Below are 18,274 nucleotides of genomic sequence, written 5' to 3'. Positions count from 1 at the left end.
GATGGCCTGAACTCAGGAGGTATTCATTGCAGGGGGCGTTTATCGCGCATCGCAGACGCCATGCCCGCATCTAAAATAGCACTCACGGAAAGATGTCACTCCCTCTCCTCATGCTATATCTCCATAAACATATCCATTAATGAAAGGACGTATGGAGATGCTGAGAGGCAAAAGAGCGGTTATTACGGGTGGGGGCAGGGGATTTGGTCAGGCGCTGTGCGTATGGCTGGCGTGGGAAGGCGTTGAGGTAGAATTTTGCGCGCGGCGGGCTGATGATATTCAACAAACCTGCAGTCTTATCACTGCTGAAGGCGGTATGGCAAAAGGGTATATCTGTGATTTAACCCGGCCTGAATCCGTTTCTGCGTTTTCTTCACAGCTATTAATTTCAGACAAGCCCATAGATATTTTAATTCTCAATGCTGCCCAATGGTTGTCAGGAACGTTAGACGACCAGCCTGATACCGACATTATTAATACCGTCAGTTCCGGCCTGACAGCGTCGATTCTTCTGACGCAGGCTCTGTTGCCTGGGTTAAGACGTTCAGACAGTGCTGATATCGTCTCAATTATCTCTTCCTGCGGGATCCCGAATTTCACGGATTCAATTGCGCACCCCGCTTTTTTCGCCAGCAAACATGGGCTCAGCGGATTTACAACAAAACTCGCACAGCAATTGTCCGAAGAAAATATACGGGTTACCGGACTGTACCCTCCTGATTTCGAACTTACAGGGTTAGATTCGAGTGTCGATAGCCAATGCAGAATGGGAGAGCGACTCTTGAACGGGCGATCGGTCTGGGAAGCGATTCGTTTTGTGTTAGTTCAACCGCGTAGTTGCCATATAAGTAGCCTCTACTTTCAAGGTCCAACCCGCGAAGACCTGAGTGATAGGGTCTAAATCGGGTGATGTTAAACAGAACAGTCTTCGCACGGAGCAGCATGTTGATACCAAATGAAACAGGCTGCTCTGTGCCCTAAGTGGATGCGTTGAGTCAATATGGGGGTTATGGCAAATCAGGGATTACGACAATTCAGGGATACCGACAGGATACCCGGAAGATGACATTAAAGCGGTGAAATTGCCTCAACAACATGCTGGAAAACGTAAGGGTCAGAAAGTAGCTTAAATTCTTCATCATCCGGGTAAGTGACCGCCACATGATAGTTTTCTCCAGCAAATGCCTTCACTGACTGCAGATCCTGCCAGTAAGTTGCCAGAAAGAAATGCTCCCAACTTCCCTGCGTTTCTCTGCGAACGAACGCGCCTTTGTTCCCCGATATGCTCCTGGAATGCTCTACCCCTGTTTTTTCAAGGTGTTTTGCAAAACCTTCCGCATGTTCAAGCGGAACACATCCATGCCAGGTTCTTACAATCATTAGTGTTCTCTCTTTAGGGATGGTGAGGGTATAACCATATCATCAGAAAGCACCTCATGGTGTGATTAACGAAGAACGCTATCTCGCACATCGATTTATCGGACATTCTTCACCTTGCTTCAGACTGAATCTCATGACCATGATAAATTTAGGTCACTTCCGCTCCTCGCTCGTAGGTGATCGTACGGCTTTTATGTCGGTCCGCTTTGTGCCATAAGCAGACGTTAGACATAAGTAGTATCCCTTTTTATAAGTGCATTATTTTTAATCAAATGAAAGCAATTCCCTTAAGTCACCTGACCATAATACCAGCGCTCTCCCGTAAACCACTCATCACGGTCCTCACTTCCATAATATTCGAGAGTGATACCAATTTCTTGTATGTTAGCGGGAAGAACGAGTCCCCACTCAGCTGCAAGGCTACGATCTTTGATCAAAGCCGAAGCGCCATTTTCAGAACGACCTTCAGTTATAAACCCTTGAAAGTATTCTTCGGATCGATAAAGACAGACCTCACTTGTAAACATATCAGGAAGACATACGACAGCGGTAATTCGAGGACTGTAATTCATACCAGCAGTAGCCGTTATGAGGTTTGAACATGCATTAATTAAAGCTTGCGCACAAGCCGCTTTGGTTTTAAGCGTGCTGCATTTCCCCTCAACAATATTAATGTCTACTGGAATTTTGAAATTCCAGTAATGCTCATCTTCTGAGAAAATGCTACGTTCAGGGTTGTGAAAAGTACTAGCCCAACGGTTAAGAGCTTTTAGGCGTCGGGGAATATTTCTGATTTTGGTTCGATAGTCTCTATTAAGTCGTCTACTCATGAATAGTTTACTTTTTAGCTCGTCAAACAGTTCGAGTTGTGTCCCTATACAAAGCATTCTATCCTAATTTGTTCAGTTTATCGTTATCCATGTAATTTAACGCACCACAATCGGTTTGCGAGAAATTATGTCCGCTTGTCGCTCATAGCAGACCGGACAGCCAGCTAGTCTGTCTGCTCCGTGCCAGGAGCGGACCTCCGTTACTATTCTGAAGAGGAAGCACAGAAATATTTAGGTCTGTTGTGTAATAATTACGATATATAATAAAAACTTCTCTATTTCAGAATCCAAGAGTATGGGCATACGCAAGGATGCAATTATGAAATCCCAGAGTGCGTTAGTTTTAGAAGAACTCAGATCCAAATTACGTACTGCATCGGTGGCACAAGTCGGTGGTTTCCGCCCTACAGCAGACCCAATTACATCCTGGTTTTTAAAAGGAGTCGCTCTTCCAGGTGAAGGGTTGCCAGTTTGGAAGGGGCAGCCGATGTTTCCGCTTCTCCAGATTCGCGTAGATGAGCTTCCCGTGATTCCTGAACAACTGAAGGGGATCGCGCTCTTAGTGCTTTATCATAATATGGAAAGCCATCCATTTGATAAACCTCATGGCGAGGGGTGGCTAATACGAGAATACGCCACCCTTGATGGGCTTGAGTTATTGCCTGCAATTAACACTCCATATCGAGCATTTCCGGTTCGGTGGGTGAGTGTCAATGATGATGCTCCGGGATGGGAGGATGCTTGGGATATTATTGACTTGTCTGACGTAAACGATGATGAGGATGCAAGTGATAGATTCTATGATGGTTTTAACCGGTACAGGGGAACCAAGGTTGGAGGATATCCAATGGAGATACAACATAGTGTGGGGATTCAAGATTTTGTCTTTCAAGTGGGGTCAGAAGAAAAAGTAAACTGGATGTGGGCGGACAATGGTATCGGCTACTTTCACAAATCCCCAGAGGGACTCTGGACGTTTTCATGTCAGTTTTACTAGGAACTCAACGTCCTCTCATCGCTCACAGCGGACCTTGCGGCTCTTATGCCGGTCCGCTTTGTGCAGAAAGGTAAATTCAGCTGTATTCAATAATATCAAACCCTTCATCAGCCGTTGGCTCTGCGAAAAAGCGCGTTATGGTTTCAAATTGTTGATCTGAGGCTGTAAATTCATGCATTCCTTCTGCATTACGGGCGCGCAAGCGGGATTTACATACTTCATCAGTAACTTTCAGATAATGCAGCCTGTTACTGGCACCTGACTCCTTAATGATGCTCATCATCCATTCACGATTGGTTTGTGTGTTTGCCGGAAAATCCAGAACTACGGATAAACCCGCTTTGAGTAGCGACACCAGATGAGGCTTCATAGCGTTTCTGAGTCTTGAGGAATACTGCACATAATCAGCTATGGATTGCATTTCATTGGCAAAGAGGGCAGCCAGCCAATAATCTTCACTGACAATTATGGTGCCGGGTAATGCACCTAACTTTGCTGACAATGTGGATTTGCCTGATGCAATTTTCCCACATAACAAGTGCAAAGTGGGTTTTTCTGACGTTGTGACTGTAGCGATATCCATTATTTACCTCACTGGATTGTTACCGGTAAGGCCCGCCTTACCGGCGGGAAAATGGCGAACGTTATCCCACCTGAGTCAGACAGGTGATAATAATCATTGAATGGAATAGGACAGAGTGTGTTTTCATTGTCATTCAAGTTAACAGGGCCTGAATGCAAAATCAGCAATTTTTTCCCTTATACATTGTATGTCCACTCCAGTGAGTATGGCTGCTTTGTGTCAGAAACGGACATTTAACAAGGCGCTGCATTGAATAACACCTGCTGGCTCATCTTCGCTTACGTAGCGCATTAAGTAGCGTCTGCGTTGCATCGGAAGACGCTCCAGATGACGAACAAACCAGCCCAAATTCCCGGTGTATAGCAGGCGTCAAAGGCACCACGCAGAGGTTGCGCAGCGTCTCCGGCAGGGCTGATTCAGGTACAAGGGCGACGCCCATCTCTTCCCCGACCAGCTTACAGGCGCTAATCCAGTCGCGTACTGTTACGCGTATATCGGAAAGTTGCAAACCAGCCATTTCCATCAGGCTTTTTCCATTAACGACACATCCGCCTGTCGCCAGAATAAAGGGCTGGTCTGCCAGCGCCTTTAGCGTTATGCCATAAGCCCTGGCATGATGTGCCAGCTGATGTTTCGCTGGTATTACCGCGACCCATGCATCCTGTCCTAATATAACCTCTGCACGCCCGGGGCCGGGATTCATGACCACCCCAAGTTCTACGGTATCGGCGGCAAGCCACTCCTCGACTTCCTCGTCCGATCCTTCCAGGACAACGATTTCAATACCCGGATGCAGGCGCTTAACGTCGCGAAGAAGCCCTGGCAACAATGTGGACGTCACTGAGGGAAAACTGGCCAGGCGAATGCGCCCCCGGTGTAAGTCTCGGCTCTTATCAGCCAGTATGCGAATGGCATTCAGCTGCGAAAGCATGTTTCGTGCATTTTCAATAACCTGCTCACCCAGCGCGGTAATACCGATATACCGTCGCTCACGCGTAAATACCGGGAATCCAAGCGAAGCTTCGAGCTGGGCGATGGCCTGGCTGGCACCTGACTGAGTCATTCCTATCTCTTCTGCGGCGCGCGAGATGTTGCCGGCATCCGCGACGGCCACCAGCAGGCGCCAGTGTAAAAGATTCATCATGATTATCAGTAGCTCAGCTAATAGTTAGATTCTATATCATTAATTTTACAGCGAAATACGCGTCAAATACAGTGAGTTCAGAATTGCTTCGAATTCCTCGATGGCTTTACACATTTAACGGAGACAACATGAAACTCTATTACGCCCCGGATACCTGTTCGTTATCACCGCACATTGTGCTGCGCGAACTGGAAATTGAATTTGAACTGGTGAAGGTTAACAACAAAAGCAAGCTCACTGCTGATGGTCGCGACTTCCGCACCATTAACCCTAAAGGTTATGTCGCTGCACTTGAATTGGATAATGGGCAGATACTCACTGAGGGGCCAGCCATTGTGCAGTACCTCGCCGATCTTAAACCAGAATATGGCCTGGCACCGCGCGCGGACAGTTGGGCTCGGGTGCGTCTGCAGGAATGGCTTAACTTTATCACTAGTGAAATACACGCTGGCTCGGCACCGCTGTTCAACCCCGCGCTGCCCGAGGACATCAAAGCGATTTTTCAGGATAAGCTCTTCCGACAGTTCGATTTACTCCAGGCGAGGCTCGACGAAAACACCTATCTGACTGGCTCATCCTTCAGCGTAGCGGATGCCTACCTTTTTACTGTGCTGGGTTGGTGTAAATTCTTCTCAATCCGACTGGAACGCTGGCCAGCGCTACCGGCGTACATGGAAAAAATAAATGCCCGACCTGCTGTACAGGCTGCATTACTGGCTGAAGCGTCTCAGTAGGGTAGGTAATCGCTTATTGCTGGACACAGCATGTTGAGTGTCTGCAAAGAGGTCGTCTGCCCTTTGTTCTACGCGGGCCTGAAGTTGCGCGTAGCGTTCTGCTCTTTAGCATGAGCAGATGCTGAAACCCATTCCCGGCGGCATTCACTGCTGCTTTCGTTTCATTATGGACTCAACGCCGCGCGACTTTTTGCCTTAATCTTTGCCTCAAGTCAGACCTTGCGGCTCTTATATCAGGCCGCTTTATACCCTAAGCGGCCATTACGCCTGGCCACTCGTTTGTCGCGAGGAAACGTTAAGGCTCAAAATAATGCACTGTTTAAGATATAAAATTATACCGTCGGGACAGTACCGCCATCGATCACATATTCCGTACCGGTAATAGTGGCAGCACAGGATGACGCGAGGAAGACGATGAGGTTCGCCACTTCGATGGGCTTTGAGGGACGGCCCAGCGGAATTCCACCGAGTGCATTCATGATGAGCTGCTTACCGCCCTCGTAGTCCGTTCCTGCCTGCTGAGCAAGTCGTTCCGCCATTGCTACCGATGCTTCGGTTTCTACCCAGCCAGGCGCCACACGCACCACTCGAATCCCTTTAGGGGACACTTCTTTCGACAGGCTTTTGCTGTACGCCGACAGTGCCGCTTTGGCCGCCGCATATCCGGTGGTCGATTCCGGTAACGGCAGTTCACGCTGAATAGAGGTGACGTGGATGATCACCCCATCCTGTTGCGCCAGCATCCCAGGCAACAACGCGCGATCTAAGCGTACCGCAGGCAACAGATTAAGATTGAGCTCCTGTTGCCATTCCTCTTCCCCAAGGGCTGCAAACCCACCGCCGGGAGCGGTAGAACCGCCTGCTACGTGGATGATGATATCGACGCCGCCCAGGTGTTTCTGAACGGCGTCCACGACTAAATGACATCCCTGGATGGTGGTCAGATCCGCTGCCACGAAAGCGTCTGCGCTAGATTCTGCGGGCTCGTGACGCGCGGTGGTTAGCACCGTAGCCCCTTGCTGTTTTAAAAGGTGGACAACTGCTTTGCCGATCCCTTTGGTACCTGCGGTAACCAGAACACGTTTGCCCTGTAAATCAAGATCCATCAGCATCAGATTATCTCCAGAGTCGCAATCTTGTCGCCAGCGAGGCCGAAAGTATGTGTAAGCATCACGGGGCTGCCGGGAAAATTACCGACAACGTTCGAGGTGACTATTACCCGATCGCCTTCCGTGAGAACTTCAATGGGGTGAACGCTATAGTCGAACGCAGCCCGCGCCGCGCGTTGCCACGCTTCGATTGCCGCGTGCCCCCGATGGGTTTTACCTTCATCGAACACGACGGCATTGAGGGTAAAACAGCGCTTAACGCTGGCAATATCGGCACCATTGCCGATCGCAAAATAGGTTGAAATAGCTTGCGGTAGAGATAATGACATGGCTCTTACTCCCGTTATTTACAGTACGGGAATTTTTAACATAGACTGTAAAATTAACAAGTACGCACAAAAAAGTGAGCAACTGAATTATGAGTAAGTTATATAGCCCTGAAACCGCCGCAAGCGGCGTGGAACAAGTTCTGCGAATGCTGGAAGGTCGCTGGAAACTCATTATTCTGTTTCATCTTTTCGACGGAAAGGTGCAACGCTATTCTGATTTTGAAAAACTGATCCCCGAAATTTCGCAGAAGATGCTGGCACAACAGCTGCGACAGTTGGAGGCCGACGGCATTGTGTCACGTAGGGTATATCCCCAGGTTCCACCGAAAGTCGAATATCGGCTCACTGAGTGGGGGCAGGCGCTGTGTCCGGCTCTCGATGCAATGCTGAAATGGGCAGAAAAACGCGAGGTTTAGGGGCTCGGGTACATTTTTGTTTATGGTCGAAAATTGTTGATGTTCACTCCTTGCTGATAGCAGACCTTGCGGCTCTTATTTCGGTCCGCTTTGTGCCGGGAGTGGACATTATTTTTCTCGACTTATTCTAAATTCAATGCAAGGTACAATTATGAAATATATTGTCTGGTTTAAATTATGAACACAACCAATCCCATAATGGGCAATATTGTGAAACGGAGGAATATTTGCATATGGCCTCATGGCCGCATCCCTGCTCATAGGCTGTTATGCGGACGTACAACGCATTGAGTGGAGTAGGGAGCATGATAAAGAGCGAAGTATGAAAATCGAAATCTACTAATCCTCGTAGTACCGAAGATTGCCGGCATACTATAGACTCTGGCACCCGCAGCGTTTCATATTCTAAAAGTCCTCAAGAAAGCTAAACAAGGCGTCCTGATTCTGTGAACGCTTTGAGCTTATGGAGCATATTTGCATTAATTAATCAAGCTCAGCTGATTATATAATAAACAAGAATCACACTATTTTCTATATTTAAATAAAACGGATAAAAACCGAGCCGGTTTAGGTGCTATGAAATGTTATTAACTCTTAAAAAAATTTGTTATGATAATTTTAGATTTGTTTTAAGTGGGGCGTTTTTTATAATTTCAGTATCCATTGTTGTAATTGTTAATTTTATTGGTGCGCGTTATAATTTGGTCATTAATCGCACCTTGGTTTTTGCTTTTCTGTTATTAACACTTCTTTGCATCAATAGCAAAATATTAAAAAACCTTATTGGCTTTATAGCCTTAACATTAATCGCTGCTGATTTATCTCTTCAGATGTATGCCTGGAATCACTTCAATGCTAAATTTGACTATGGTTTTGCATTAAGTGTAATAAATACTACAGGTAGCGAAGCATTTTCAATGTTAGGCGTTTATTGGAGAAGTTGTGCAATTTTTATGGGGTTGCTGTGTTTATTTGTTTTAACTATCAACTGTAGCACAAGTACCCTGCCGTTAAAGTATAGGCGATACCCTGCAATATTATTCGTGCTTTTGCTAACTGGCTATACTGTACAGGGTATACTGCATCAATTACGAAAAAGCAATGTTGATAGCCTTGCTCAACGTGTTGTCAATTCAACTCCACTGAGCACGGCTACAGTCTTTATGCAAGCCATCTCTGATATGAGTATTGCCTCCAGTATTAATAATAATACACCTGACTATTCAATATCACTATCAGATACCGGAATTGATAATTATGTAATTATTATTGGGGAGTCTGAGCGCAGTGCAAATATGAGCATATATGGATATGAGCGAAGCACGACTCCTGAACTGGAAGCAGAAAGGAAAAATCTTCTGTTGTTCCAGCATGCCATTAGCCCCGCGCCAGTGACCATTATGGCTGTGCCACTTGCGCTCACTGCTGATTCAGTACAGGAAGCAGATCCCGCTAAGTACAGTGACAATATTATTAGTATAGCGAACAAAGCCGGGTACGATACGTACTGGTTTAGCCACCAGGGAAAAGGGGGCGCATATAATAATGTGATTACAGGTATCGCTATGAAAACCAAACACCATCAGTGGATTGAGCAGGGGTTCGATGACTCTTTGCTCCCAGAACTTGAATCAACGCTGAAAACATCTGGTAAGAAATTAATTGTGCTACATCTATATGGTAGCCACGAACCAGCCTGCGCGCGCTTCCCAAAAGATGCTTCCTTCTTTAAAGATGGAAATAAAGATGATGATTGCTATGATAACTCTGTGCGCTTCACGGATTATGTTATGGGGAAAGTTTTTAGCCAACTTTCAAATACACGCTCTTCTGTATTTTACTTTTCTGACCATGCCTTAATACGCGACCCTTCACGTTCAGTGGTATATTACCATGCGGGGGCTAATCCACCCCGGGAAGCGTTATCTGTCCCAACTTTCATTTGGTATAGCCCTAAAGTTGAAAGAAAGAATAAGTTGATCGGAGACTACAATACGCCATGGTCTACCGATGATGCGAATACCCTTTCCGAATTATGGCTCGGAATACATCGGGTTGAAAATGATATCGTTAGCTTGCAAAAGTGGCTACAGGACTATCAAAAACCGATTGTAATTAAGGATACAACGGGTAAGAAATTTAATTGGACGGATATAAAGTAGTAGAAACGATGATTCGTGGTTAAAAATTATTCTGCCGATTGACTGAAAATTCATGACTATGGGAGCCAGACCTGAAGAGGTACTGGCTCGTACTCTAAATATTCATGACCAGCTCTCCATTGATTTATACACTATGCTCTGAGTCAATCTTCATCGTGTGTGATAAAAATTGCGACATCCGCACCTCATTCACCGCGGCCGTCAGGGCAATGTAAATGAGCCTTCCATGACAATAACGCTTTTTCCTCCTACCCGAACTGACGGGCTTTCTGCAGTGCCGTCATAGCCTGAAAATAATATGCTGGCGCGCCCCATATCAACGCCCTGGCTTACGCGAAGAGAGAGCTCTTTTTTATTGCGAAGCTGGGCCAGCAGGGCTGTCACTGCGCCAGTCGCGCTGCCTGTTGCCGGATCTTCGGTCATGCGTGGCGTAAACATCCGGGCCTGCAAATCACACGGGTCTTCAGGATCCGTTTCCAGCGTATAGGCGTAAATGGACACCGCGCCGTCGAGGGGCAAAATAGCCCGGAACCCCTGCAAATTGGGTACGCAACAGCGAAGCGCATTTCGGGTCGCGAGTTCGACAATCAAAAAAGGCAGGCCAACAGAGGCGACGACAGGCATATGCATTTCAGTGCGTATATCACTGGCTTCAAGAGAGAGGCAGGCCGCCACGTTTTCCGGACTGACTTCTGAATGGCAGGATAAAGGTTGCGGAACAAGAAGCTCTGCACCCGTGACCTTTGCATTTTCTCTGATAATCCTGACAGGTACCCGCCCGGCGGCTTCTTCGAATATCAGCGTTTCAGGTAGCGATTCGCCATTCAGTTCAGCCTGATACACCAGGACAAAAGCAGTCCCAATATTGGGATGACCAGCGAAAGGGATTTCACGCGTCGGGGTAAAAATCCGTACCCAAGCCGTATGTGATGGCTCTTCAGGAGGTAAAACAAACGTCGTTTCACTGTAGCCAAATTCTAACGCGAGCAGCTGCATTTGCTCAGTGGTCAATCCCTCTGCATCCAGAACGACAGCTACCGGGTTACCGCAAAACGGTTTATCAGTAAACACATCTGCAATCACATAACGTCTTCTCACCAGGACCTCAACTTCCGTGCCTTAAAATGAATTTATACTCAACGAGTTTGTCGTTTTAATATACGCTCACGTGAAAACATAACCCACTGGCATTTACCTGTATGCGTATTTTTCACCTTAACGACGGAAGGTGATGTTTACCTGATTTTCTTCATCCACTCCGTTAAGGTGAGTGAATACAAAAGGCTCGGCGGTGCGTCTTTAATATCATGTATATCTCTGACATATCTCAGTCCCGTTTTTTCAAGAACGTTCTGTGATGCCAGATGGTTAGCTCTGACAACGGCTGAGATCTCGGTGAGTTGCATATCATCAAAACCATACCTTACTGCGCGTGTAGCAAATTCTGTCGCCAGGCCTTTTCCCCAGGCATCTGTCGATAACCGATATCCAAGATTGTTAATCACACAATCGCCATAGCTACGGATGCTCAGACCACCAAATCCGATAATTTTTTCAGGGGATTCGAGAAGCGATATGGCGAAGCTACCAAAGCTGTGAGTTTGCCAGTGGGCGAGCCAGCGATTGAGAACCGTTTTTGCATGATCAATATCCGGGTAGGGGCCTGCGGGGTTAAACGTGTTCGTCGCCGGATCACCATAAATTCTGTAGAGATCCGCTACGTCTGATGCCATTACCGGGCGAAGGCACAATCGAGTTGTTTCAATTCGCAAACAGACCTCCTGATATGTGTTGACGGGAATATGTCTTTCATTAATTGATGCTCTCTGATTAAAGCATATATGTGTTTTGACGTAATTCGACAGATCCGATTGTGTGCTGTCGTGGCGAAACGCACACGACGAATACCCTGGTGTGTTAACCAATGGGCACAGGTCAGCCTCACCAGACATCAGTATGCGATGGACAGAATACGGACAAAAAAAGACCCGCAGTACGCGGGCCTGTATAAATGCTGAAAAGGGTAATCAGAACGACCAGCGCAGGTTAGCGTTGACCGAATTAATGCGGGTGTCTTGACCGAGTTGCCCCTGATAACCGACATCCAGCGTCGCAGCGCGCGACAGCTGTACGCTGACGCCGATATCGCCCACCATCACGTCCTCATCAACGGCCTGGCCCTGGGTGATGAACGCGTCACTGCCGGCAAATGCCATCCGCGATGAGGTGTTTTTATCCCCGTAGGCGTGCTGCCAGCCCAACGAACCATACAGGTTAACGTTTTTCGGCAGCTCGGTGACGCCGCGCATCCCGAGCGTGGAGTAGAAGGTGTTCATCGTTTCATTACGCACGCTCAGCGCGGCGGCACCGCCATCTTCCCTGAAACTGTCGGTATGCAGTCGAATCCAGGACAGGTTGATAAACGGTTCAACATTCATCGCCGGCTGGCCAAAACGGTAGCCCGCCTCGGTAAACGCCAGCAGCGAGTTGGCGTCGTAATCTGACTTCAGGCGGTCCGAGAAACCACTGAAATCAACGTTGCGCTCGCCTTCAATCTTGTGCCAGGTGTAACCCAGTGCGCCGCGAAGTGAGAACGCATTCTGTTGCGCTGCGGCATACAGGCCAAGGTGATAGTTATCGGTATCCGTGGATGAATGGCGGCTATCAACGTCGTAATCACCACGGCTATAACCAAAGTACCCCCCGACACGTACGTTATGGTCAGCCAACTTGCGATCCGCGCCCAGCAGGAAGCCGGTGGTGTTGCCGTCCAGCTTGCCTGCGTTACCGTTGTCGCGCGTTCTGCTCCAGGAACTGAAGGTCTGGCCCCATACGCCGTTATTTGGTTGCTCCGGCTGTTGTACCAGCGACATCGCTAACGGCGGTATCGGCAGACTGTCATTATCGAACGCGCGCTGCATGCGCTGGTTCAGTACGTTGAACAGCTGAGTGCTGCCGGCGATCAGGTTAGACTGTACCGACGGGTAGACTTCACCTGACAGCTGGTCGAACGCCTCGCGCGCTTGCGGTGCGCTGAGTACCAGCAGAGAGTTATACAGCGCCAGGGAAGGGCCGTTTTGTGTCAGTGTGGAAAGCGCGCCGGCGGTATTCCACTGGTTGCTGGTGTTGGCTACCGTCTGGAAAATACCCGGCTTACCGCTTCCTGGATTTTCTCCACCTGGATTCTCGCCGCCTGGATTCTCACCGCCAGGGTTTTCACCACCCGGATTTTCACCCCCAGGGTTCTCGCCGCCCGGATTTTCACCCCCAGGGTTCTCGCCGCCCGGATTCTCACCACCCGGATTTTCACCCCCAGGATTCTCTCCGCCGGTCTCTTTCTGCGCGATGGTGAGATCGACAGCGTCGGTGCTCTGTTTCAGTGCCACGTCCAGGAAGGCGGATTTGGAGATGGCCCCGGCGAACTGGCCGTCAATTCCCCCGTCGGAGGTTAGAATGCGATAGCTTTGGCCCGTTTTGTAGCTGGTCTGCGGATCCAGCGCGGTAACCTGTACTTTAGCCTGATCGCTGATGGTCGTTTTGCCAGACACCAGTAACTGATCGCTGCGGCCGTCACCGGCGATATCAACGTCATAGAACGATTCACCCACAAAGTTCAGGTAGCGTTTCAGCGTCAGCGTGCCGATAGTGCCATCACCGGGCGAGATATGGCCGCCGGAGAGGATCTCTGTCTGGCCCAGCGTGCCGTTACCGCCCAGCGTGCCGCCGGCTTTGATCGACGCGGCGCTGCTGTAACCTTGTCCGTTACTGACCTCCGATCCCGCCGTCGCGTTGAGGATGAGCGTGCCGCCGTTCTCGGCGCTAAGCGTCTGCACATCAAAAATATCGTCTTCGGGTTGGGTGTTGATATTGCTGGCAATGATGACTTTTCCACCGCGCGCGGTCACGTTCGCCTTGAGTCCTGAAAGATCGCCGTTCAGCGTGGTCTGGCCGGAGGTATTGATCACTTCACCTTCGCCGCTCATCTTGTTGCTGAAAACGTAATTTCCGTCGGTATGGTTGAAATAGACATAGCTGCCGAATAACCCACCCCGAAGGCTGATTGCCGTCTTCGCATCAAGAGTGCCCGCGCCGCCCGCCGCGCCGAGCGTCGGCTCCGTTAAACCGGTGCCGGAGTCCATATTGCCGCGGCTGCCGATTATCAGCGCGCCCCGGTTCGAGCCAGAGCCCGTCATCCCCACTACCAGCTCATTACCGCCTGCGGAAAATGCACCGCCGTCCATGACCGACAGTACGCCATTGCCGTAATCGCCAACGCTAACGCTGCTGGCACTGGTAAAACGCGAGCCCTCGCCCGCGATAACCAGCTCGGCGGTTTTACGTGCGCCTGAGACGCCCGCCACCTGAATGTTTCCCACGTTAACCGCTCCGCCGTTGAGCACGTCCAGATCGCCATAAAGCGTGAGCGTACGGCCAACATTCCATTGCGAACCGGATCCCGTGACGGTGGCTTTCGGGCTCAGCTTGTCGGTTTCATCTGGGCCGGAACCATTGCCGATACGGGCATCGTAGGTGGTGTTGAGCGTCGCACCGTTTTCAATCGCCAGCGTGGAGCGGGCACCCAGGTCAGTGCCGACGCTGAGAAAATTACTGACGACGCGTGAACCGGCGCCAGTAGCGATAAGGTGGCTGTCGTAGCCACGGGTGGTACCGACCACGATCTCCTTCGCGCTGGCCAGCGCACCGTCTTCGACTCGCAGGGTGCCCAGGCCAAGATTCAGGCCACCACGCAGAATATACTGATCGTTAACCGCGTTCAGCTCAGCGTTTGGTCCGCGGACCGTGACCATGCTTTCATAAATTTGTCCGTTGAACAGTCGACCGATATTGATGTTATAGGCAGTGATTTTGCCATTATCGATCAGCAGGTTCCCGCGTTGGTTACGGCCGACGTAAACATCGCCGGTGTAACCTAAAGATTCGGTAACACGCGCGTCGCCGTCAAAAATGGCATCCGCTGCGCGAGCGAAATCGGCAGGGGAGAGCATCAACAGCGGTGCGGAAAATAGAGCGAGGTAAAGTCTGGAAAGCGGTGTCTTAACCGCTAAAGAATGCGATGTAGAGTTATTCACGGGCTATCTCCGTACTCATTAGCATGATGTCTGGAAAATCGTTTTTATATGAAACTCAAATGTGTCGGGAAATTTAAAAGGCGTTATTATTTGTACGCCTTTTGGTATTGAGGAAATTATTTATGCGTGACAACCGGCGTACAGGTCGGCGCGCTTAGCGTCGGCGCAGATCCTAAAATTCCAGGCATCATCATTGATGAGCAATCGAAAATTCGCCCTTTTTCTGTCGTGGCGCGATAAGAAAGTTTTTGGCCGCCCAACGCATCCGGCTGGGCACCATTCACGTTGGTCACCGTTATTTCGTCCGACGAGCCCAGCCCCAGCATTTTAGCGGTTTCCGCCTGCAGCAGTGGAATAGCCTGATCGGTTTTCAGGGTGGAACAACCGGCGAGCATCAACGTAACGGTTAAAGCGATTAGTGGTCTTTTCATAAATTATCCTTTATATCCAACCAGTTAAAATCACTGATTGTATTTATGTTTTCTATTACCCAAATCAGCGGGTAATATATTTCTCTTTCCTAATTGAAAAAACCCTCCTAAAGTAGGGTGGGTCGATAATAATTCATCTGTACTCTCAGATACGCGAAGGTGAAAGGAGATTCCTTTGGGGCAGAATTATGCGTTGGTTGTTGATGACCATCCATTGGTAGCAAGCGGCATCGCCAATTTTCTGATTACACATTGCCGGTTCAAACAGGCGTATGTCGTGACGAATGAAGAAGATTGCTACCGTCATATTAGGGAAAATGGCCCGCCACGTTTACTGGTAATCGATTTTTGGCTATCTTCCGGTACGGCGTTGAAATTACTCAAAGAAGTGAAACAGCTTTACCCTCAGGTGCGCCTCCTGGTCGTCAGTGGGGATGAAAATAACGATATCTGGCAGAAAGTGCATACGGCCGGAGGACACGGTTTCGTATTGAAAAGCGAACCTCCTGAATTATTCTCACGGGCCGTTTTTGCCCTGGCGGATAATCTGACATGGTTTCCTTGTGCAAACGAATGTGCCGTTAAGACGAATAATGAGCAGTTAAGTAAATTTAACTTAACGCCGCGGCAAATTGATGTTTTGAATATGATTATGCGCGGCCTGCCAAATAAAAGAATTGCCGCCCAGCTTTCTATTTCTGAGCCCACGGTAAAAGAACACATCAGCAATATTCTGAAAAAGATAGGCGTTAACAGTCGGGTGGAAGCCATCACGCTACTGCATGGCAAACGGGAGCCGTCGGAATGAGGTTTTTCCAGGGCTTACAGAACGATGGCATCTCTCCCCCCGCGCAAATTCGCCTGCTGAATAATACGTTTCTGCGGATGGTATTCAGCTTTAGCGCTGTGCCTTTTGTCGGCATTCCTTTCGCGATCTGGATCCATTTGCTGGGGGACGATCTGGGTCCAACCATTACCTGGATAATAATTTACCTGCTCTGTGCTGTGGCGATCCGAATAGTGCATCGGCGCTATCAGCAAGAGGTTAAAGAAAATGATGATGAGGCCGTCCTGCGCCGCTGGCTTCCGCGCATTAATAAGGTGGCCTTTTTTCACGGGCTGGGGATTTCATCACTCTATTTAATTACCCCGCAGACGCAGAATTTTGACTTTTTCCTGCTCCTTAATATCAGCATTGCCGCTATTGTCGCTGCCAATGCGACGCATCTGACGCCGGTCATCAGCACCTTCACACGGTTTTTCTTTGCCTCCTGGGGAGTTCTGACTCTCGGTATCATCCTGCGACTGAATGACCTGATGTTCATCGTGCTGATGCTGAATCTGCTGTACGGCTTCGCAATCTACCGCCATGCGTTAACGTCCCACGCGTTCTTTATCCAGCAAGCACTGCTGGAAGAGCAAAGCTCACGCCTGGCGGAGCAGTTCCGGCAGGCCAAAGAAGAAGCGGAACAGGCGTTGCTCGATAAAAATCAGTTCCTGACGACCGCCAGCCACGATCTGCGCCAGCCAGTGCATGCCATGGGCTTTTTGATCGAAGCCATTATCCACAGAAACCAGGACGACAGCCTGATGCCGCAGCTGCTTGACCTGCAACAGAGCGTTCGTTCGGTGCACTTGATGTTCAATTCCCTGCTCGATCTCAGCAAAATTGAATCTGGCAATGTGATGACCGCCCCTACACGCGTGGACATCGGCACGCTTCTCGACTCGGTGATCACCCTGTTTCGCGAAGAGGCCAACAGTCGCGCACTGCGGCTGCGAACCTGGCGGCCCAAACGTCGCCTCTTCGTGATGGGGGACCCGCTGCTGGTGCGTCAGTCCTTGATTAACCTGATACAAAATGCCCTTCGCTATACGCAACAGGGCGGTGTGCTGGTTGCGATCCGTCCGCGCGGTGTCGAGTGTCTGGTGGAAGTATGGGACACCGGGGTCGGGATCGCCGACGACGAAAAAAGCAAAATCTTCTCGCCTTACTACCGCCCCGAGCTGGCATGGAAGATCGACAGCGCAGGGCACGGGCTGGGCCTGGCGGTGGTTGCCCGCTGTGCCAAGCTGATGAACGTGAAGTATGGAATGCACTCCATTGAAGGCAAAGGTTCACGCTTCTGGATGCGCTTTGCGCAATACACGGGTGACGTGAAAGCGGTGGATCCACTGCCCGCCGGTGACAACATCGCTACACCGGTACGCTATGCGCCACTGCATGGCTCCTGCCTGATCGTTGACGACGATCCGCTGGTGACGTCCGCCTGGGAAAGCCTGATGAGCCTCTGGGGGATTAACGTGCGCTGCGCGGCCTCGGCCGAAGACGCTTTTGCCATCATTGACGACGGTTTCACGCCATTTGCTGTACTGTGCGACCAGCGCCTGCGATCCGGCGAAAGCGGGTTCGACATCCTGAAAGCACTTTTCGAACGTCTGCCCGACATGAGCGGCGCGATGGTCAGCGGGGAGTTTAACTCGCCGGTTTTGCTGGAAGCGGAGCAGGAAGGCTACCTGGTGTTGCGTAAGCCGCTGGAGCCAGCCAAACTGCATGCGCTACTGACACAGTGGTCTGCGGGCTCGGGCTAAAACGAAAGTACAATTTGACTGCAACACAATTCTGGAAATGCTATACTGTATATAAATACAGTATGAGAGGTGCATAATGGCTGTTGAAACAAAATACGTTGTCGTACGAAAAGGTGAAGAGAAAATGACATTTGCCAGTAAAAAAGAGGCTGACGCTCACGACAAACTGCTCGACATGGCAGAAGCGTTCACCGACTGGCTGTTGCAAAGCGGCATGCAGATGGATGAAACGCAGGCTGAAAATCTTGGGCTGTATCTCGCCGAGCAGAAAGAGGCCGTGCAGCATATTCTGCGTACCAGCAAGCTTCCCGATCTCAATGCCGCCACTGCCACAGATAACCCAGAGCCAGATGCGGCTGGCAGTAAGAAAATCAGAGCCGTTAAAGCTGCCTGATCGCCAGAGTGCATCATTGATTCTGATGCCCCGAGTCAGGGGGGCATCAGGGCGTGTTGAGTGCCGCCCCGTTATCTGACAGG

Annotated in this window: 18 protein-coding genes; 8 read left to right on the top strand and 10 right to left on the bottom strand. The window is 49.7% G+C overall.

The window, feature by feature from the left end; all coding sequences use genetic code 11:
• Positions 1-157 precede the first annotated feature (157 nt).
• Positions 158-901 (top strand): SDR family oxidoreductase, encoded by a 744-nt coding sequence (locus AM410_RS01090; RefSeq protein WP_108648566.1) that lies wholly within the window; start codon positions 158-160, stop codon positions 899-901.
• Between the two features lie 167 nt (positions 902-1,068).
• Here AM410_RS01090 and AM410_RS01085 read toward each other — a convergent pair whose 3' ends face one another.
• Together AM410_RS01085 and AM410_RS01080 are read right to left on the bottom strand one after the other, a co-directional pair.
• On the bottom strand, positions 1,069-1,380 hold the full coding sequence (locus tag AM410_RS01085) for a hypothetical protein (RefSeq protein WP_025204747.1): 312 nt from the start codon (positions 1,378-1,380) through the stop codon (positions 1,069-1,071).
• Positions 1,381-1,667: 287 nt separating this feature from the next.
• The gene (locus AM410_RS01080; protein ID WP_108648564.1) at positions 1,668-2,210 is read right to left on the bottom strand and encodes a DUF3916 domain-containing protein; all 543 of its coding nucleotides are present in this window, start codon (positions 2,208-2,210) and stop codon (positions 1,668-1,670) included.
• Positions 2,211-2,529: 319 nt separating this feature from the next.
• Here AM410_RS01080 and AM410_RS01075 point away from each other — a divergent pair, with 319 nt between their 5' ends.
• Positions 2,530-3,207, top strand: a complete 678-nt coding sequence (locus AM410_RS01075) for a DUF1963 domain-containing protein (protein WP_108647395.1) — start codon at positions 2,530-2,532, stop codon at positions 3,205-3,207.
• A 76-nt stretch (positions 3,208-3,283) separates the two neighbouring features.
• On the opposite strand, the gene AM410_RS01070 is transcribed toward AM410_RS01075, so the two are convergent.
• Positions 3,284-3,790 carry an AAA family ATPase gene (locus AM410_RS01070; protein WP_108647394.1) on the bottom strand — a complete coding sequence of 169 codons (507 nt, stop codon included), beginning with the start codon at positions 3,788-3,790 and terminating at the stop codon, positions 3,284-3,286.
• 268 nt (positions 3,791-4,058) lie between these two features.
• Positions 4,059-4,934, bottom strand: a complete 876-nt coding sequence (locus tag AM410_RS01065) for a LysR family transcriptional regulator (protein WP_032681488.1) — start codon at positions 4,932-4,934, stop codon at positions 4,059-4,061.
• A 128-nt stretch (positions 4,935-5,062) separates the two neighbouring features.
• Between AM410_RS01065 and gstA the strand changes: the two genes are divergently transcribed.
• Positions 5,063-5,668 (top strand): glutathione transferase GstA, encoded by a 606-nt coding sequence (gstA, locus tag AM410_RS01060; protein WP_086463071.1) that lies wholly within the window; start codon positions 5,063-5,065, stop codon positions 5,666-5,668.
• Positions 5,669-6,000: 332 nt separating this feature from the next.
• Here gstA and AM410_RS01055 read toward each other — a convergent pair whose 3' ends face one another.
• Both AM410_RS01055 and AM410_RS01050 read right to left on the bottom strand, forming a co-directional pair.
• Positions 6,001-6,780, bottom strand: a complete 780-nt coding sequence (locus AM410_RS01055) for an SDR family oxidoreductase (RefSeq protein WP_108647392.1) — start codon at positions 6,778-6,780, stop codon at positions 6,001-6,003.
• Positions 6,780-7,106 (bottom strand): nuclear transport factor 2 family protein, encoded by a 327-nt coding sequence (locus tag AM410_RS01050; RefSeq protein ID WP_108647390.1) that lies wholly within the window; start codon positions 7,104-7,106, stop codon positions 6,780-6,782. The genes AM410_RS01055 and AM410_RS01050 overlap by 1 nt, the downstream gene beginning before the upstream one ends.
• Positions 7,107-7,195: 89 nt before the next feature.
• Here AM410_RS01050 and AM410_RS01045 point away from each other — a divergent pair, with 89 nt between their 5' ends.
• Together AM410_RS01045 and AM410_RS01040 are read left to right on the top strand one after the other, a co-directional pair.
• Positions 7,196-7,522 (top strand): winged helix-turn-helix transcriptional regulator, encoded by a 327-nt coding sequence (locus tag AM410_RS01045; protein WP_014169010.1) that lies wholly within the window; start codon positions 7,196-7,198, stop codon positions 7,520-7,522.
• A gap of 581 nt (positions 7,523-8,103) precedes the next feature.
• A complete protein-coding gene (locus AM410_RS01040; RefSeq protein ID WP_108647389.1) occupies positions 8,104-9,684 on the top strand; it encodes a phosphoethanolamine transferase in 1,581 nt (526 codons plus the stop codon).
• A 201-nt stretch (positions 9,685-9,885) separates the two neighbouring features.
• Here AM410_RS01040 and AM410_RS01035 read toward each other — a convergent pair whose 3' ends face one another.
• The 4 genes from AM410_RS01035 to AM410_RS01020 form a co-directional block, all read right to left on the bottom strand.
• Positions 9,886-10,782, bottom strand: a complete 897-nt coding sequence (locus AM410_RS01035) for a PhzF family phenazine biosynthesis protein (RefSeq protein ID WP_108647387.1) — start codon at positions 10,780-10,782, stop codon at positions 9,886-9,888.
• Positions 10,783-10,919: 137 nt separating this feature from the next.
• Positions 10,920-11,456 carry a GNAT family N-acetyltransferase gene (locus AM410_RS01030; RefSeq protein ID WP_108647385.1) on the bottom strand — a complete coding sequence of 179 codons (537 nt, stop codon included), beginning with the start codon at positions 11,454-11,456 and terminating at the stop codon, positions 10,920-10,922.
• A 255-nt stretch (positions 11,457-11,711) separates the two neighbouring features.
• Positions 11,712-14,774 (bottom strand): autotransporter outer membrane beta-barrel domain-containing protein, encoded by a 3,063-nt coding sequence (locus tag AM410_RS01025; RefSeq protein WP_108647383.1) that lies wholly within the window; start codon positions 14,772-14,774, stop codon positions 11,712-11,714.
• A 116-nt stretch (positions 14,775-14,890) separates the two neighbouring features.
• A complete protein-coding gene (locus AM410_RS01020) occupies positions 14,891-15,205 on the bottom strand; it encodes a lipoprotein (protein ID WP_014169014.1) in 315 nt (104 codons plus the stop codon).
• A gap of 175 nt (positions 15,206-15,380) precedes the next feature.
• Between AM410_RS01020 and AM410_RS01015 the strand changes: the two genes are divergently transcribed.
• From AM410_RS01015 to AM410_RS01005, 3 genes are all read left to right on the top strand, one after another.
• Positions 15,381-16,013, top strand: a complete 633-nt coding sequence (locus AM410_RS01015; protein ID WP_014169015.1) for a response regulator transcription factor — start codon at positions 15,381-15,383, stop codon at positions 16,011-16,013.
• Positions 16,010-17,797 carry a hybrid sensor histidine kinase/response regulator gene (locus AM410_RS01010; RefSeq protein WP_108647382.1) on the top strand — a complete coding sequence of 596 codons (1,788 nt, stop codon included), beginning with the start codon at positions 16,010-16,012 and terminating at the stop codon, positions 17,795-17,797. The genes AM410_RS01015 and AM410_RS01010 overlap by 4 nt, the downstream gene beginning before the upstream one ends.
• 76 nt (positions 17,798-17,873) lie before the next feature.
• A complete protein-coding gene (locus AM410_RS01005; RefSeq protein WP_014169017.1) occupies positions 17,874-18,191 on the top strand; it encodes a YebG family protein in 318 nt (105 codons plus the stop codon).
• The last annotated feature ends 83 nt before the right edge of the window (positions 18,192-18,274 follow it).

It is taken from the genome of Enterobacter cloacae complex sp. FDA-CDC-AR_0164, from assembly GCF_003071645.1.
GTDB lineage: Bacteria > Pseudomonadota > Gammaproteobacteria > Enterobacterales > Enterobacteriaceae > Enterobacter > Enterobacter ludwigii.
The sequence above is the reverse complement of the archived record's forward strand: the minus strand, read 5'-3'. Positions and strand labels throughout refer to the sequence as shown.

Bases quoted from the DNA above. Each gene is read 5' to 3' on its own strand.
- AM410_RS01075 (WP_108647395.1), top strand. From the start codon at position 2,530: ATGAAATCCCAGAGTGCGTTAGTTTTAGAAGAACTCAGATCCAAATTA.
- AM410_RS01050 (WP_108647390.1), bottom strand. From the start codon at position 7,106: ATGTCATTATCTCTACCGCAAGCTATTTCAACCTATTTTGCGATCGGC.
- AM410_RS01045 (WP_014169010.1), top strand. From the start codon at position 7,196: ATGAGTAAGTTATATAGCCCTGAAACCGCCGCAAGCGGCGTGGAACAA.
- AM410_RS01005 (WP_014169017.1), top strand. From the start codon at position 17,874: ATGGCTGTTGAAACAAAATACGTTGTCGTACGAAAAGGTGAAGAGAAA.
- AM410_RS01065 (WP_032681488.1), bottom strand. From the start codon at position 4,934: ATGATGAATCTTTTACACTGGCGCCTGCTGGTGGCCGTCGCGGATGCC.
- gstA (WP_086463071.1), top strand. From the start codon at position 5,063: ATGAAACTCTATTACGCCCCGGATACCTGTTCGTTATCACCGCACATT.
- AM410_RS01085 (WP_025204747.1), bottom strand. From the start codon at position 1,380: ATGATTGTAAGAACCTGGCATGGATGTGTTCCGCTTGAACATGCGGAA.
- AM410_RS01020 (WP_014169014.1), bottom strand. From the start codon at position 15,205: ATGAAAAGACCACTAATCGCTTTAACCGTTACGTTGATGCTCGCCGGT.
- AM410_RS01040 (WP_108647389.1), top strand. From the start codon at position 8,104: ATGTTATTAACTCTTAAAAAAATTTGTTATGATAATTTTAGATTTGTT.
- AM410_RS01090 (WP_108648566.1), top strand. From the start codon at position 158: ATGCTGAGAGGCAAAAGAGCGGTTATTACGGGTGGGGGCAGGGGATTT.
- AM410_RS01070 (WP_108647394.1), bottom strand. From the start codon at position 3,790: ATGGATATCGCTACAGTCACAACGTCAGAAAAACCCACTTTGCACTTG.
- AM410_RS01010 (WP_108647382.1), top strand. From the start codon at position 16,010: ATGAGGTTTTTCCAGGGCTTACAGAACGATGGCATCTCTCCCCCCGCG.
- AM410_RS01055 (WP_108647392.1), bottom strand. From the start codon at position 6,780: ATGCTGATGGATCTTGATTTACAGGGCAAACGTGTTCTGGTTACCGCA.
- AM410_RS01080 (WP_108648564.1), bottom strand. From the start codon at position 2,210: ATGAGTAGACGACTTAATAGAGACTATCGAACCAAAATCAGAAATATT.